The 14742-nt window shown below is 76.6% G+C and carries 16 protein-coding genes; 11 read left to right on the top strand and 5 right to left on the bottom strand.

Annotated features, from left to right (window positions below; genetic code table 11):
- Positions 1-2: 2 nt before the first annotated feature.
- From IE329_RS20060 to IE329_RS20020, 9 genes are all read left to right on the top strand, one after another.
- On the top strand, positions 3-911 hold the full coding sequence (locus IE329_RS20060; protein ID WP_190212315.1) for a carbohydrate ABC transporter permease: 909 nt from the start codon (positions 3-5) through the stop codon (positions 909-911).
- A complete protein-coding gene (locus IE329_RS20055; protein ID WP_190212314.1) occupies positions 911-2203 on the top strand; it encodes a 6-phospho-beta-glucosidase in 1293 nt (430 codons plus the stop codon). The genes IE329_RS20060 and IE329_RS20055 overlap by 1 nt, the downstream gene beginning before the upstream one ends.
- A gap of 70 nt (positions 2204-2273) precedes the next feature.
- A complete protein-coding gene (locus IE329_RS20050; RefSeq protein ID WP_190212313.1) occupies positions 2274-3308 on the top strand; it encodes an N-acetylglucosamine kinase in 1035 nt (344 codons plus the stop codon).
- Between the two features lie 238 nt (positions 3309-3546).
- Entirely contained in the window at positions 3547-4035 is a 489-nt protein-coding gene (locus IE329_RS20045) for a PPOX class F420-dependent oxidoreductase (protein ID WP_190212312.1), read from the top strand.
- 40 nt (positions 4036-4075) lie between these two features.
- On the top strand, positions 4076-5149 hold the full coding sequence (locus IE329_RS20040) for an N-acetylmuramic acid 6-phosphate etherase (protein WP_229927606.1): 1074 nt from the start codon (positions 4076-4078) through the stop codon (positions 5147-5149).
- The gene (locus tag IE329_RS20035; protein ID WP_190212311.1) at positions 5146-6216 is read left to right on the top strand and encodes an N-acetylglucosamine kinase; all 1071 of its coding nucleotides are present in this window, start codon (positions 5146-5148) and stop codon (positions 6214-6216) included. Before IE329_RS20040 ends, IE329_RS20035 begins: the two co-directional genes overlap by 4 nt.
- Before the next feature lie 184 nt (positions 6217-6400).
- Positions 6401-7735 carry an MFS transporter gene (locus tag IE329_RS20030; protein ID WP_190212310.1) on the top strand — a complete coding sequence of 445 codons (1335 nt, stop codon included), beginning with the start codon at positions 6401-6403 and terminating at the stop codon, positions 7733-7735.
- A 37-nt stretch (positions 7736-7772) separates the two neighbouring features.
- Positions 7773-8546 carry a helix-turn-helix transcriptional regulator gene (locus IE329_RS20025; RefSeq protein ID WP_190212309.1) on the top strand — a complete coding sequence of 258 codons (774 nt, stop codon included), beginning with the start codon at positions 7773-7775 and terminating at the stop codon, positions 8544-8546.
- A 165-nt stretch (positions 8547-8711) separates the two neighbouring features.
- A complete protein-coding gene (locus IE329_RS20020) occupies positions 8712-9089 on the top strand; it encodes a DUF3703 domain-containing protein (RefSeq protein ID WP_190212308.1) in 378 nt (125 codons plus the stop codon).
- Positions 9090-9158: 69 nt separating this feature from the next.
- Here the strand turns inward: IE329_RS20020 and IE329_RS20015 are convergent, their stop codons facing one another.
- The 3 genes from IE329_RS20015 to IE329_RS20005 form a co-directional block, all read right to left on the bottom strand.
- Complete coding sequence (locus IE329_RS20015; protein ID WP_190212307.1) at positions 9159-10424, bottom strand: hypothetical protein; 1266 nt, start codon at positions 10422-10424, stop codon at positions 9159-9161.
- Between the two features lie 136 nt (positions 10425-10560).
- Positions 10561-10869 carry an AzlD domain-containing protein gene (locus tag IE329_RS20010; protein ID WP_190212306.1) on the bottom strand — a complete coding sequence of 103 codons (309 nt, stop codon included), beginning with the start codon at positions 10867-10869 and terminating at the stop codon, positions 10561-10563.
- Positions 10866-11678 (bottom strand): AzlC family ABC transporter permease, encoded by an 813-nt coding sequence (locus IE329_RS20005; protein WP_190212305.1) that lies wholly within the window; start codon positions 11676-11678, stop codon positions 10866-10868. The genes IE329_RS20010 and IE329_RS20005 overlap by 4 nt, the downstream gene beginning before the upstream one ends.
- Positions 11679-11839: 161 nt before the next feature.
- On the opposite strand from IE329_RS20005, the gene IE329_RS20000 reads away from it, so the two are divergent.
- Positions 11840-12412 carry a helix-turn-helix domain-containing protein gene (locus IE329_RS20000; RefSeq protein WP_268257304.1) on the top strand — a complete coding sequence of 191 codons (573 nt, stop codon included), beginning with the start codon at positions 11840-11842 and terminating at the stop codon, positions 12410-12412.
- 47 nt (positions 12413-12459) lie between these two features.
- Here IE329_RS20000 and IE329_RS19995 read toward each other — a convergent pair whose 3' ends face one another.
- Positions 12460-13470 carry a hypothetical protein gene (locus IE329_RS19995; RefSeq protein WP_190212304.1) on the bottom strand — a complete coding sequence of 337 codons (1011 nt, stop codon included), beginning with the start codon at positions 13468-13470 and terminating at the stop codon, positions 12460-12462.
- Between the two features lie 185 nt (positions 13471-13655).
- On the opposite strand from IE329_RS19995, the gene IE329_RS19990 reads away from it, so the two are divergent.
- Positions 13656-14180, top strand: coding sequence for a hypothetical protein (locus tag IE329_RS19990; RefSeq protein ID WP_190212303.1), 525 nt, complete (start codon positions 13656-13658; stop codon positions 14178-14180).
- A gap of 148 nt (positions 14181-14328) precedes the next feature.
- Here the strand turns inward: IE329_RS19990 and IE329_RS19985 are convergent, their stop codons facing one another.
- Positions 14329-14700, bottom strand: a complete 372-nt coding sequence (locus IE329_RS19985; RefSeq protein ID WP_190212302.1) for a VOC family protein — start codon at positions 14698-14700, stop codon at positions 14329-14331.
- Positions 14701-14742: the final 42 nt, after the last annotated feature.

Below are 14742 nucleotides of genomic sequence, written 5' to 3'. Positions count from 1 at the left end.
CCATGACACTCAGCACCACCCTCACCAAGCCCGCGGCCGCGCCCGGCTCCTCGAAGTCCGCCTCCGAGGCCGCCCGGACCGCCCGCCGGCGGGCCGCCCTGCACTGGGTCGCCGTGCACTCGACCGCGATCGCGGCCGCGCTGTTCTTCGTCCTGCCGTTCGTGTTCGTCTTCCTCACCTCGGTGATGACCGACCAGCAGGCCCTCACCAAGAACCTCTGGCCCACCACCTGGGAGTGGGGCAACTACGTCAAGGTGTGGCAGACCCCGGGCTTCCTCACCTGGTGGCGCAACACCCTGCTGTACGCGGGGCTCGGCACGCTGCTCACCGTGGTCTCCAGCCTGCCGGTGGCGTACGCGCTGGCCAAGTTCCGCTTCCGGGGCCGCAACCTCGCCCTGATGGCCGTCATCGCGATGATGATGCTGCCGCCGCAGGTCACCGTCATCCCGATGTACCTGTTCTGGGCGAAGCAGATGCACCTCAGCGGCACCCTCTGGCCGCTGATCATCCCGATGGCCTTCGGCGACGCGTTCTCGATCTTCCTGCTGCGCCAGTTCCTGCTGACCATCCCCAAGGAGTACATCGAGGCCGCCAAGATCGACGGCTGCGGTGACCTGCGGACGCTGCTCAGGGTCGTGCTGCCGATGGCCAGGCCGGCCATCGCCGCCGTGGCGCTGTTCCAGTTCTTCTACGCCTGGAACGACTACTTCGGCCCGCAGATCTACGCCAGCGAGAACCCCGGCGCCTGGACCCTCTCGTACGGGCTGGAGTCCTTCAAGGGCGCCCACCACACCAACTGGAACCTCACGATGGCCGCCACCCTCCTCGTCATGGCACCCGTCATCATCCTGTTCTTCTTCGCCCAGAAAGCCTTCATCGAAGGCGTCACACTGACAGGGGTCAAGGGCTGATGTCCCCCACGCTCAAGCTCGCCATCGTCGGCGGCGGATCCACCTACACCCCCGAACTCATCGACGGTTTCGCCCGGTTGCGCGACACGCTGCCGATCGGCGAACTCGTCCTGATCGACCCCGCCGCGGACCGCCTGGAGCTGGTCGGCGGCCTGGCCCGGCGGATCTTCGCCAAGCAGGGGCACCCCGGCACGATCAGCACCACCACGGACGTCGCGGCCGGCGTGCAGGGCGCGGACGCCGTCCTGCTGCAGCTGCGGGTCGGCGGACAGGCCGCCCGCGACCGGGACGAGACCTGGCCGCTGGACTGCGGCTGCGTCGGCCAGGAGACCACCGGCGCCGGCGGCCTGGCGAAGGCCCTGCGGACCGTCCCGGTGGTGCTGGACATCGCCGAGCAGGTGCGCCGGGCCAACCCGGACGCCTGGATCGTCGACTTCACCAACCCGGTCGGCATCGTCACCCGGGCGCTGCAGGGCGCCGGGCACAAGGCGGTCGGCCTGTGCAACGTCGCGATCGGCTTCCAGCGGCGGTTCGCCAAGCACCTGGGCGTCGACCACGAGCTGATCCGGCTCGACCACGTCGGCCTGAACCACCTCACCTGGGAGCGCGGCGTCACCCTGCTCGACGCCCCCGGCAGCACCACCGGCCGCGAGGTGCTGCCCGAGCTGCTGGCCGGCTTCGGCCAGGAGATCTCCGAGGACCTCCACCTGCCGCTGCCGGTGATCCGGCGCCTCGGCGTCGTCCCCTCGTACTACCTGCGGTACTTCTACCAGCACGACGTGGTGGTGCAGGAGCTGAAGGCCAAGGGCTCGCGGGCCTCCGAGGTCGCCGCGATCGAGCGGCAGCTGCTCGGCATGTACGCCGACCCCGCGCTGGACACCAAGCCCGAGCTGCTGGCGCAGCGCGGCGGCGCCTTCTACTCCGAGGCGGCCGTCCAGCTGATCGCCTCGCTGCTGGGCACCGACGGCCGGACCACCGTGCAGGTCGTCAACGCCCGCAACGACGGCGTGCTGCCGTTCCTGCCGGACGACGCCGTGATCGAGGTGCCGGCCGAGGTCGACGCCGCCGGCGTGCGCCCGCTGCCGCAGCGCCCCGTGGAGCCGCTCTACGCCGGCCTGATCGCCGGCGTGACCGCGTACGAGCAGCTCGCCCTGGAGGCCGCGCTCAAGGGCGGCCGGGACCGGGTCTTCGACGCCCTGCTCGCGCACCCGCTGGTCGGCCAGCTGGAGCTCGCGGACAAGCTGACGGACAGCCTGCTCGCCAACAACCGCGAGCATCTCAGCTGGGCCTGAGCAGCCCTCAGCAGCACCCAGAAACCCCGGTCGGGACGACGGCCGGGGCACGTACGAGCGCGGGGACCTGATGACCCACCAGCCCGATCCACTCCTGCCCGGCGTCCTGGCCATCGACGCCGGCAACAGCAAGACCGACGTCGCCCTCGTCGCCGCCGACGGCACCGTCCTCGGCAGCGCCCGGGGCGGCGGGTTCCAGCCGCACCTGATCGGCCCGGAGGCGGCGATCGCCGCCCTGGTGCCGCTGGTCACGGCCGCAGCCGCGCAGGCCGGCCACGCCCTCGGCGACAGACCGCTGACCAGCCACGTCAGTGCCTGTCTGGCCAACGCCGACCTCCCGGTGGAGGAGCGGCTGCTGCAGGCCGCCATCGCGGAGCAGCCCTGGGGCGTCACCGCGGACGTCGTCAACGACACCTTCGGCCTGCTGCGGGCCGGCACCGACGGACCGCGCGGGGTCGCCGTGGTCTGCGGCGCGGGCATCAACTGCGTGGGCCTGCTGCCGGACGGCCGGACGGCGCGGTTCCCCGCCCTCGGCGAGCTGACCGGTGACTGGGGCGGCGGCGCGGGCCTGGCCGCCAGCAGCATGTGGCACGCGGTACGGGCCGAGGACGGCCGGGGCGCGCCCACCGCGCTGGCCGCCGCCATCGCCGCGCACTTCGGCCTGCCGAGCTCCAGCGCGGTCGCCGAGGCGATGCACCTCGGCCAGCTGGACCGCGGCCGGCTGCACGAGATCGTCCGGGTGCTGTTCGCCACCGCGCAGGCCGGCGACGGCCCGGCGCTGGAGCTGATCGACCGCCAGGCGGACGAGATCACCCGCCTCGCGATCGTCGCCCTCACCCGGCTCGGCCTGCTCGACGAGCCGACCCCGGTGGTGCTCGGCGGCGGTGTGCTGGCCTCGCGCCAGCCGCTGCTGATCGACAACGTGACGGCCCGGCTGGCCGCCGCCGCCCCGCGGGCCGAACCGCGGATCGTGGTCGCCCCGCCGGTGCTCGGCGCCGCCCTGCTGGGCCTGGACCACCTGGCCGCGGCGGGCCTGGGCGGCGGCCCCGCGGCCCAGGAGCGGCTGCGTTCGGCGTACTCGCTCCAGGACCAGGTCGCGGCCTGACCGGCGCAGCGCCACCCGCCCTCCGGGGCAGCACCCTCCGACCCGGCGTCCGCCAGGGAGGTCGGCCGGACAGGCCCGCACGCCTGTCCGGCCGGCTCCCCCGGCGGACGCCGTCATGTCCGGGCCCGTCCTGTCCGGGCCCGTCACGTCCGGCCCTCACTCCGGATCCCTCGCGTCGGGCCCGCCCACGGCGGACGCCTCCCCCGCCGTGCGGTCCGGCTCGTCTACGCTCCTCCCCATGAGCCCCTCCATCGCCTCGAACACCCGTGTGGAACTGCCCGAGTTGCTGGACTTCGTCCGGCCGCGGCACCGCGCGCTCCTGCTCACCCGCCGGGCCGACGGCTCCCCGCAGGCCTCGCCCCTCACCTGCGGCGTGGACGACGCGGGCCGGATCGTCGTCTCCACGTACCCGGAGCGGGCCAAGGTCCGCAACGCCCGCCGCGACCCGGCGGTCAGCGTGGTGGTGCTGTCCGACGAGTGGAACGGGCCGTGGGTGCAGGTCGACGGCGAGGCCGAGGTCGTCGACCTGCCCGAGGCGGTCGAACCGCTGGTCGAGTACTACCGGAACATCGCGGGCGAGCACCCGGACTGGGACGAGTACCGGGCGGCGATGGTCAAGCAGGGCAAGTCGCTGATCCGGATCACCCCGCGCCGCTGGGGCCCGATCGCCACCGGGGGCTTCCCGGCGCGCCTGGCCGGGCCCGAGGGGGACGAGGGGCGGGGCTGAGGCGCCGGCCCGCCCCCGTACCGCCCGCGAAGGACGTCCCGTGACCCGACCCGGCACCGCCGGCCCGCCCGGCCCGCCCGACCCTGAGGACCCGACCGGCCCCGAGGACATGCCGGTGCCCGGGGAGCCGCTGCCGTCCGAGGAGTCGCTGCCCCCGACCGAGCGGCGCAACCCGGCCGGCACCGGCCTGGACCGGCTCGGCACCGCCGAGCTCCTCGCCCTGATCAACCGTGAGGACGCGGGCGTGCCCGGCGCCGTCGCCGCGGCGCTGCCCGCGATCGAGGCCCTGGTGGAGGCCGGGCTGACGGCCCTGGCCCGGGGCGGCCGGGTGCACTACTTCGGTGCGGGCTCCTCCGGCCGGGCCGCCCTGGCCGACGCCGCCGAGCTGCTGCCCACCTACGGCGTCGGGCCGGAGACCGTCTGCCCGCACCTGGCCGGCGGCCCGGCGGCCGGGCGGACGGCGGACGAGGCCGCGGAGGACCGGGCGGACGGCATCGACACGGCCGGCGTCCGGGCCGGTGACCTGGTGATCGGGATCAGCGCGAGCGGCCGGACGGCGTACGTCGGCGCCGCGCTCGCCCACGGCCGGGCGGCCGGCGCGGTCACCGCGCTGATCTCCGGCGATCCGGCCGCCCCGCTGGCCGCCCGGGCGGATCTGCACATCGTGCTGGCCACCGGCCCCGAGGTGGTGACCGGCTCCACCCGGATGAAGGCCGCGACGGCGCAGAAACTCGCCCTGAACATGTTCTCGACCGCCCTGATGGTCCGCACCGGGCGGACCTGGTCCGACCTGATGGTGACCGCCTCGGCCGGGAACGCGAAACTGCGCCGGCGGGCGGTCCGTACGCTGTCCGCGGCCTGCGGGGTGTCCGCCGCCGAGGCCGAGCGGGCGCTGCGCGCCTGCGGGGACGACACCGCGACCGCGCTCGTCTCGCTCCTGGCGGGGGTCGGGGCCGGGGCCGCCGCGGCGGCGCTCCGGGCGGCGGGCGGGCTGCCGGCCGCCGCCGTCCGGCAACTGACCGCGGCGCCCGCCGCACCCGCCGCACCGACACCGCCCGCCGGCTCACCGCCCACCGCCGCACCCGCCGTTCAGCACCCGGAGGACCGTCCATGACCACGCCCGAAGACCTGGCCACCGCCCCGGGCACCGGCCCGGCCGCCCGGACCGGTGCGACGGCCCCGGACGCGGGGGCCCGGCCGGCGCCCGGGGCCGGCCGGCGCCTCGTGCTGGGCGTCGACGCCGGCGGCACCGCCGTCCGGGCCGTCCTCGCCGACCTGACGGGCCGGCGCCTCGGCGAGGCCCGGACGGGCGGCGGCAACCCGCAGGCCCAGGGCGGACCGGAGGCCGCCGCCAGGATCGGCGAGGCGATCCGGGCCGCGCTCGGCGACCACGACCCCGACGGGCTCGCCGCCTGCGTGATCGGCCTGGCCGGCTACCGGCGGTTCGCCACCGACGCGGCCGCGGTGGCCTTCACCGAGGAGTGCCGGACGGCCGCCGGCCCGGCCGTGCCCGGCCGGCTGCGCCTCGCCCTGCGGCCGGACGCGGAGGTGGCCTTCGCGGCCGGCACCGCCGCGCCGGACGGCGTGGTGCTGATCGCGGGCACGGGCGCGGTCGCCTGCCGGCTCCAGCGCCGCCGGGTGAGCACCCTCCGGGGCGGCCAGGGCTGGCTGCTCGGCGACGAGGGCTCCGGGTTCTGGCTCGGCCGCGAGGCCGCCCGGCACACCCTCGACACGCTGGGGTCGCCGTCCGGCGCGCCGGACGCGCTGGCCACCGCCGTGCTTGCCGCCCTGGGCGTCCCCGCCCGCCCCCGGGCCGGCGCCGTCGCGGGCCTGCTGCGCGCGGTCTACGACGCGCCGGCCAGCGCCCCGGCCGCCCTCGCGCCGCTGGTCAGCGCCGCGGCGGCGGCGGGCGACGAGGCCGCGGCGCGGATCGCCGCCCGGGCGGCGGCCCACCTGGCGGCCCTGGTCGAGGCCACCCTGCCGGCCGGTGCCCCGCCCGAGCCGATCGTGCTGGCCGGCGCGGTGGCGGCCTCCCCCGGCCCGGTGCGGGACGCCCTGACGGCCGCCCTGGCCGGGCTGCCCGGCCGGGTCGTGGTGGCCGGCGACAACACCATGGCGGCCGCCTGGCTGGCCGCCCGGACGCTCGTGCCGGGCACCCCGCACGAGGCCTTCCTGCCGTAGCCGGGCCGGGCGCCGGCGGGCCTCCCGGGCCGGGGCGGGCCCGGACCGGACCGGACCGGACCGGACCGGAAGGCCGGCCGCTGCCGCCCGGCGGGCCGTCTGCCTGCTGGACGCCGTCGCCCCCGCCCGCCCGGTTCGGGTTGAGTGTCCGGCGGGCACGGCGGTCGACCAGGAGGTGGCGAGGATGCGAGCCCCGCAGGACGGACCGGCGACGGACGGCGGACGGGCGACGGGCAGCGGGCCGGCAACGAACGGCGGGCCGGCGCCGGGTCGGCGGCGCTGGGTGGTGCTGGCGGTCGGGATGCTGGCGATGACGGCCGGGTGCGCCTTCCAGTTCGGGCTGCCCTACCTGATCCCGGCCCTGCGCGACGAGGGCCTGTCGCTGGGGCAGGCCGGCCTGCTGGCGGCCTGCCCGACGGTCGGGCTGGTGCTGACGCTGGCCGCCTGGGGTTCGGCCGCGGACCGCTGGGGCGAGCGCTGGGTGCTGGCGGGCGGGCTGGGCCTGGCCGGGCTGGTGCTGCTGGCGGCGCCCTCGGTGCACGGCACGGCCGCGCTTGGCGGCTGCTTCGTGCTGGCCGGCGCGGCCGGGGCCTCGGCGCACGCCTCCAGCGGCCGGCTGATCCTCGGCTGGTTCCCGGCCCGTGAGCGCGGTGTCGCGATGGGGTTGCGGCAGACCTCGCTGCCGCTGGGGATGGCGGTCGCCGCCGTCCTGCTGCCCCGGACGGCGGCGCACGGGCGCGGCACGGCGCTGGCCGTGCTCGGCGCGATGAGCGTGACGGCCGCCCTGCTGGTGGTGATCGCGGTCCGCGATCCGGCCCGGCCCGGCCGGGACGCGGTGGAGCGCGCCGGTTCGCCGTACCGGACGCCGGTGCTCTGGCGGCTGCACGGCGCGGCGACGCTGCTGGTGGTGCCGCAGTTCGTGGTGGCCGCCTTCGCGCTGGTGCTGCTGGTGGACGAACGGGGCTGGGCGCCGTCGTCGGCCGGTGCGCTGCTGGCCTGCGTCCAGGTCGGCGGGGCGGGCGCCCGGTTGGCCTCGGGCCGCTGGTCGGACGTGGTGGGCAGCCGGACCGGGCCGATGCGGGTGCTCGCCCTGGTCACCGCCGGGGCGCTGGCGGCGCTGACGGTGTGCGTGCTGACCGGCTCGCCCGTCGCGACGGTGGCGCTGGTGGCCACCGGGGTGCTGACGGTGAGCACCAACGGTCTCTCGTTCACCGCTGTCGCCGAGTACGCGGGCAACGGCTGGGCGGGCCGCGCCCTCGGCGTGCACACCACCGTCCAGAACGCGGTGGCGGCCTGTGTGCCGCCGGTGGCCGCCCAGGTGATCGGCGCCGGCGGCTTCGGCCTGGCGTACGGCCTGACGGTCGTCCTCCCGCTGCTGGCCGCCGCCCTGGTACCGGCGGAGCTCCGCCCGCCCGAGGCCGTACGGGCACCCGGGCCGGCCGGCGGGTCCGTCCTGGGGCCGGTGGCCGGTGCCGGGCCGGGGCTGCCGGGCGGACGCCGCCCCGCCCGGCGGACGTAGACTCCCCCGACCGGCAGGGCGAGGGGGTGCGACAGCCGTGGACCGATGGACCGGCGCGGCCACCGTACGGCCCGGGATGCTGCTGTTCGGCGGCCGGATCGGCGTCGCCGCGATGCACGCCCACCACTCGGTCCAGGTGCTGGTGGCCGCCCGGGGCACGCTGGAACTCGCCGACGCCACCGGCCTGCGGGTGGTCTGCCGGGCCGTGGTCGTCCCCGCGGACACCGAGCACACCGTGCTGCGGGGCGCCGCCGAGGGCGTGCTGGCACAGCTCGACCCGGATTCCGTGACCGGCCGCGCATTCGCCCGCCGCGCGCAGCCGCCCGGGTGCGCGGCCGCCTGGGCCCGCGCGGGCGGGGCGCTGCCGCCGGTGAGCGGCGGCGGGCCCGAGGAACTCCTCGCCCGGATCGGGGCGTTGGTGGACGCGGCGGCCGGTGACGGCCCGGCGCGGGCCCGCCACCCCGCGGTGGCGCGGGCGGTCGCCCGGCTGCCGGAGCTGGTCGCGGACGGCCCGGTGCGGATCGGCGCCCTGGCCGCCGCGGTGGGCCTGTCGGAGAGCCGGCTGGCCCATCTGTTCCGGACCGAACTGGGCCTGCCGCTACGGCCGTACGTGCGGTGGCTGCGGATGCGGCGGGCCACCGAACTGATCGCCGCCGGGGCGTCCCTGACGGCGGCGGCGCACCTGGCGGGCTTCGCCGACGCGGCGCACCTCACCCGGACCTGCCGCCGGACCTTCGGCATCCCGCCCTCGGAGTTCGCCCACCGGGTCCGCTGGGCGCCCGGGCCGTCGGCCCGGCCGGCGCAGCCGTAGGCCGAGCCCGAGGCTGCCCGCTGCCCGCTGCCCGCCGCCCGCTGCCCGCTGCCCGCTGCCCGCTGCCCGCAAGATCGCAGCAGGTTCGTTCAAGTCAGGCCGGCCGGCGCCCGGCAGGCTGGGTGTCGCGCCGGCTCCGAGCGGACCGGCCCGTCAGGAGGAACCATGCCGTCCCCCATGCCGTCCCGCGTTCGCGAAGCCTTCGAGGCCGAGCTGCGCCGGGCCCGTACCAGCACCGACCCGGCCGGGATGTGGACCGCCCTGGAACGGGCGCACATCCTCTCCCAGCCCTGGGCCTGGCCGCACACCCGGGCGCACTGGGCGATGTTCCGCCTGGCGCTGCGCCACCGGGACCGCCGGGAGGCCGTCGGCCAGGTGGTCAGGTTGCTGGTGGCGGCGCCGGGTTCGCTGACGGGCCGGGCGCCGGTCGGGAACAACGGCCGTACGGCGGCCGGGCTGTTCACCCCGATGACCGTCCCCGAGGACCTGGCGCTGCTGCTCGCCGGCCGGCCGGGCGCCGCAGGCCACCGGGTCGCCGCCTGAGGTGCGTCTTCGGCTGTGGTCAGGCGATGCGGCAGCCGCCCTCCGGGGACCGGCGCCGGGGCCGCCGGGTCACTGACCCCGTCCGGGGAACAGGGACCGTTCGAGCGCGGACCGGACGGAGGTGGAGGCGGCGTCGCCGGCCGGGGAGAGCGACAGGGCGGCGGTCATCAGCAGCAGCACCCGCACGCCCGCCCCGGTGCCGCTGTCCACGCCGGGCAGCAGCGGGATGACCAGGGCGAACGCCACCAGGACGAGGCTGGTGGCGGTGCGGCGCAGGAAGCGGATGACCCGGGAGACGGGCGGCTCCGGCGCGCTGTGCTCCAGCAGGGCCGTCAGGTCACCCTCGGCGAGGGCCAGCACCCCGGCGCGCAGCGAGGCAGCGACGGCGTCGTACTCGGACGCCGTGCGTACCTGGGTCAGCGCCCGGTCGTGCCGCCGGACGAGTTCGGCCAGGGCCGAGTGGAACCGCCGGGCCTCCCGCCGGGCCGCGAGCTCGGTGAACGACGTCCGGTGCCGTACGGCCCAGATGTCGTCGGCGGCGCCGATCGCCCGCCCGAGGCTCAGGCGCACTCTCCGGACGGTGCGCGGTGTCCACCAGGAGGGACGGAGGGCCTGGCAGAGCGCGGCGGCGTGGGCGAGTTCGACCAGCACCCCGTCGAGCGGGCGGGCCCGGTACGGCTTTCGGTACCGCGAGCGGAGGAAGTTCTGGACCAGGCGGATCCAGCGGAGCACTCCGAGCCCGAGGACGGCGCCGAACAGGGCGGCCGCGGCGATCACCGGTCGCTGACCGGCGGGGGCGGACGCAGCGGCGGCGCCCGTCACGGAGGCGGCGGCGACCCCGGCGACGACCAGGGCCAGGCTGACCGCGAACGGGAACCAGTGGCCGGGTCGTGCCAGCCGGACGATCCGGCTCACGGTCGCGCGGACTCCCAGCCGGCGAAAGAACGCGACGATGGCACGGACATCCTGCCGGCCCGCTGCGAGAGAGCTGAGGCAGGCCGCGGCGAAGGCGGCCAGCGGGAAGAGCCACCAGGGCGCCCGGGCCGGACCGGCGCCTCCCGCGAAGGCCTCGGCGACCGCCCCTGCGGCGGCGCAGGACGCCGTCATGCCGACGGCGGTGACGACCATGGCGGCGTAGTTGGTGACGAACTGCAGACTGATGGGGCAGCGGTGGCGGATGCAGGCGGACAGCATCGCCGACCGGACCGTCCGCCGGGCGTCGTCGTCCAGGTCGCGGAGTTCGGCGACGCACCAGCGGGTGTGGGAGGCGATGTCGCGCAGCCACGTCGCCTCCAGGCGGAGGAGCTCGCTTTCGTCCAGGATCCGCATCCGCACAGCGGTTATGATGCCCCGACTGCCTTGCCGCTAAGCCCAGTTGGGTGCCGTCGGTGAACATCTCCATGGCCGGCGCAGGCCGGCGACCACCGCAGCCCGTGGTCCGACCGGAGTGCCGGGGAGGGATCCTGACGGATCAGCCGCCGATCAGCCGGGCCAGTGCGGTGACCAGCACCGCGATGCCGACCACCAGCAGGAAGGGCGCCCGGCGCCAGGCGGCGAGCGCGGCGGCGGCCAGGCCCAGGGCCCGGGCGTCCAGGGTGAGGCCGCCGTCCCGGCCGAAGGTCTGCAGGGCGGTGAGGGCGGCCAGCAGGGCGACCGGGATGAGCGCGGCCGAGCGGCGCACGGCCGGGCGCTCCAGCAGTCCGGCCGGGACGCTGAGGCCGATCAGCTTGAGCAGGTAGCAGCCGAGCGCGGTCGCGCCGACGGCGATCCAGACGGTCATCCGAGGTCCTCCTTGCCGGCCCGGCCGGCGGTGGTGGCGAGGCCGTCGCCGGCGGGGCCGTCCGGCCCGTCCCCGGCGTCACCCTCGCGGGTGCGGCCGACGGCCAGCACGATCGGGACGGCGGCGATCGAGAGCAGCACCGGCACGCCGGTGGGCAGGACGACGGTGGCGGCCAGCGCCAGGACGGCGCCGACGGCGGCCACCTTCAGCTCGGTCGCGCCCTCCCGCAGCCGGGGCGCGAGCAGCGCCAGGAAGACGGCCGGTCCGGCCGCGTCCAGCCCGTACACGGCCGGGTCGCCGAGGGCGTCGGCCCCGAGGGCGCCGGCCAGGGTGCAGAGGTTCCAGGTGGCGAACAGGCTGATGCCGGTGACGGCGAAGCCGAGCCGGGCGGTACGGCGGTCGGGCTGGGTGAGGGCGACGGCGGCGGTCTCGTCGATCATCAGGTGCGCGGCGAACGGCCTGGTGAGGCGGGAGAGTTCCAGCCGGGGCCCGAGGCGCAGCCCGTAGAAGGCGTTGCGGGCGCCGAGGAAGAGCGCGCCGAGCACGGCGGCCGGCAGGGCGGCCCCGGCGGCCAGCGCGCTGACCAGGGCGAACTGCGAGGCGCCGGTGAAGACCAGCAGGCTGAGCGCGCAGGTCTGCCAGACGCTCAGGTGGGCGGCGCTGCCGGCGACGCCGAAGGCCAGGCCGGAGACGCCCACGGTGAGCCCGATGCCGAGCGAGTCGCGGACGACGGCCGCCGTGGCCTTCCGGGCGGGGGCCGGCCCGGCGGGGGCTTCCCCGACGGCCGGCAGGTCCTGTTCCACACTCATCCGGTCACACTCATCCGGTCCGCACTGCCTGATGTTCGCCTTGGCGAACGTCTGTCCATTAGAGTGAACGAGACGATGGAGGCGTTCGTCAAGTCGAACGAGCAGACTTCTGGAGCGAACACGTGGCAGACGTGGCAGGCGACGGCGCGGCGGCGGACGCGGTGACCGGGAGCGGCCGAGCGGGCGGACCCAATCCGATCGAGCTGATCGCGGTGTCCATCCGCCGGGAGCGCGAGCGGACCGGCCTGTCCATGACCGAGCTCGCCAAGCGCGCCGGGATCGCCAAGTCCACGCTCTCGCAGCTCGAATCGGGCACCGGCAACCCCAGCGTGGAGACCCTGTGGGCGCTGGGCGTCGCCCTGGACGTACCGTTCAGCCGGCTGGTCGACCCGCCCCGGCCCGTCGTCAAGGTGATCCGCGCCGGCGAGGGCCCGGTCACCCACTCGGAGCGCGCCGACTACTCGGCCACCCTGCTGGCGTCCTGCCCGCCGAACGCCCGCCGGGACATCTATCGGATCGAGGCCCAGCCCGGCGAGGCCCGTACCTCGGACCCGCACAACCCCGGCACCACCGAACACCTGCTGCTCAGCGCCGGACGCGCCCTGGTCGGCCCCGCCGAGGACCCGGTCGAGCTGGCTCCCGGCGACTACATCGCCTACCCGGGGGACACCCCGCACATCTTCCGCGCTCTGGCGCCGGACACCGCCGCGGTCATCGTCATGGAGCACACCTGAGCCCGGGCCGCGGCGCCGCGCAACGCGCCGGCCGGCCGGCCCGGGGATCACCCGCCGGCGCCCGGCCGCTCCGCCAGGACGGTCTCGAACACGGCCCGTAGCGCGAGGCGCTCCGCGGCGGTGGGCTCGGGCCCCGCGTGCGGCACGGCCGCCGACGGGTTGACCACCGCCGTCAGGCCCGACCCCGGCGGGGGCGTGAGGGCCTGCAGGAGGCGGGGCAGGCTGTCGGCCGGCGGTTCGCCGACGCGTTCGAGCCACCGCCGGAGTTCGACGGTGAGGTCCGTCCGCGGCAGCGGCACCGCGCCGTCGGACGCCGCCGTCTGCCGGGTGTGGTCGTCGCCCCAGAGGCACAACTCCCAGCCCTCCCAGCCGGGCAGCGGCCAGGGGAGCAGACCGAGGGCGGGGACGGTGGTCCACACCCCGACCGTGCGGGTGAGCTGGTCGAAGTGGATGCCGCTGTCCGGCATCGCGGTGAGCTCCGGCGCGGGCGCGTCGTCGGGCAGCAGGCCGAGCAGGGCCTCGCCGCCGCCGAGCTGCTCCACGACCTCCGCCCAGGAGCCCCAGGCGCGCACCCGGCCGTCCGGGCGCCGGACCGTCAGCAGCGTGCAGGTCTCGTCCTCGCCGGGCGGCCACCAGTGCGGTTCGCCGGCCTCCGGGGGCTTCGCGGCGGCGCGGCCGAAGCCCCGGCCGAGGCCGAGGTGGTCGTGCAGGTCGCCGAGGCCGTCGGAGGCCCAGCGGATCTCCCAGCCGGGCCAGGTCCTGGCCAGCACCGCGGCCTGCGCGGCGTACCGGGCCCAGCCGGACGTCTCGTCGCAGTACCAGAGGAGCGTCCTCCGGTCGTGGTCGACCAGGGCGGCGCCCTCGCACCACACGTCGTCGAGCCAGCCGTCCGGGTCGGTCCGCAGGGCGTCGTCGACCCGGCTGTTGGCCCGGAAGCACCGGCCGGCCGCGGCCGGCCCGTGGGCGAGGTCGGTCGCCACCCGGCCGGCGCCCCAGTGCGACCGGTGGAGCGACCAGTCGCCGCCCTCCACCACCACGTAGTTCGCTCGTGATCCCATGGTCCGGAACGTTAACCCGATGCCCGCCGACGGCCGACGGGATTTTCCCGGCGGGCCCGGCCCGGCGCCGCCGCTGCCCGGCCGGGCCCGCCCCCGCCCCCGCCCCCGCCCCGGCGGCGGCGATATCCGGTCAGACCCCGCAGGCGCCGGTGACGGACAGGCGTCGAGCGCCTACGCTCCGGACTATGCCAAGGACAAAGTTACGGAGCCTCAGGCTTACCGCATTCTTCTTCCTGCTGCTCGGCCTCGTCGGCCTCTCCCAGCCGGCCCGGGCCGCCACCTCGACGGTGCCGTCCTACTTCGCCATGTCGGCCGACCGGACGTCCGCCCACCCCGGCGAGAGCGTCACGGTGACCATGACCTTCACCAACACCCGGACCACCGACGTGCAGTTCGTCTTCCAGTCCTTCCAGCAGACCTACGAGACCATGCTGGCCGTGTCCGCCGGGCTGACCTACAGCTGGACGGGCTGCACCGACGACCAGGGCAACGCCTGCACACCCGGCGTCACGCCGGGCTTCACCGCGCTGATCCATCCCGGCGAGTCCCGCACCGCGACCCTGACCTACCGGATCGGCGCCGACAGCAACTGCGGCGGCCCCATAAAGCTGGGCTTCTACTCCTACGTCTACTACGAGTGGGCGGGCGGGGCCGGCACCGAGGACGGCCTCAGCCACACCGGCGACACCTTCGTGAACTGCACGACGTGACGGCCTGACACGGCCCACGCCGGGGACGGCCCGGGCCGACCGCCGACTCCCGTCCGCCCCCTGCTCTCCCAGGAGGGCGGACGGGACCTCCCCCGCAACCCGCAACCCGCAACCCGCAACCGGTCACCCGCCACCCGCCCGGCGGGCCTCAGCCGTGAGCGGTGTCGATCACGCAGAAGCGGTTGCCCTCCGGGTCGGCGAGGACGACGAAGTCGGGGTCCTCCGGGTAGCTGTCCCAGTCGACCCGGACGGCGCCCAGCCCGACCAGCCGTTCGACCTCGGCGGCCTGCTCGGCCGCGTCGTCCGCGTACAGGTCGAGATGGACCCGCGGGTGCTCCTGGGCGGGCGTCACGCTCCGGCCGAGCGCCACCGGCGTGCCCGTCCCCGCCGCCGGGACCAGGACGACCCAGTCGTCCGAGGGCTCGCCGTCACGCGGGACGTAGCCGAGGGCACGCCCCCAGAACTCCGCCGCCCGCCGTACGTCCTGGACGCCCAGGACCACCGTTCCGATTCTCAGCATCCACCGATTGTGCCGCCCCCCGACCGTCCGTCAGGTCACCTC

It is taken from the genome of Kitasatospora indigofera, from assembly GCF_014655955.1.
Lineage (GTDB): Bacteria > Actinomycetota > Actinomycetes > Streptomycetales > Streptomycetaceae > Kitasatospora > Kitasatospora indigofera.
The sequence above is the reverse complement of the archived record's forward strand: the minus strand, read 5'-3'. Positions and strand labels throughout refer to the sequence as shown.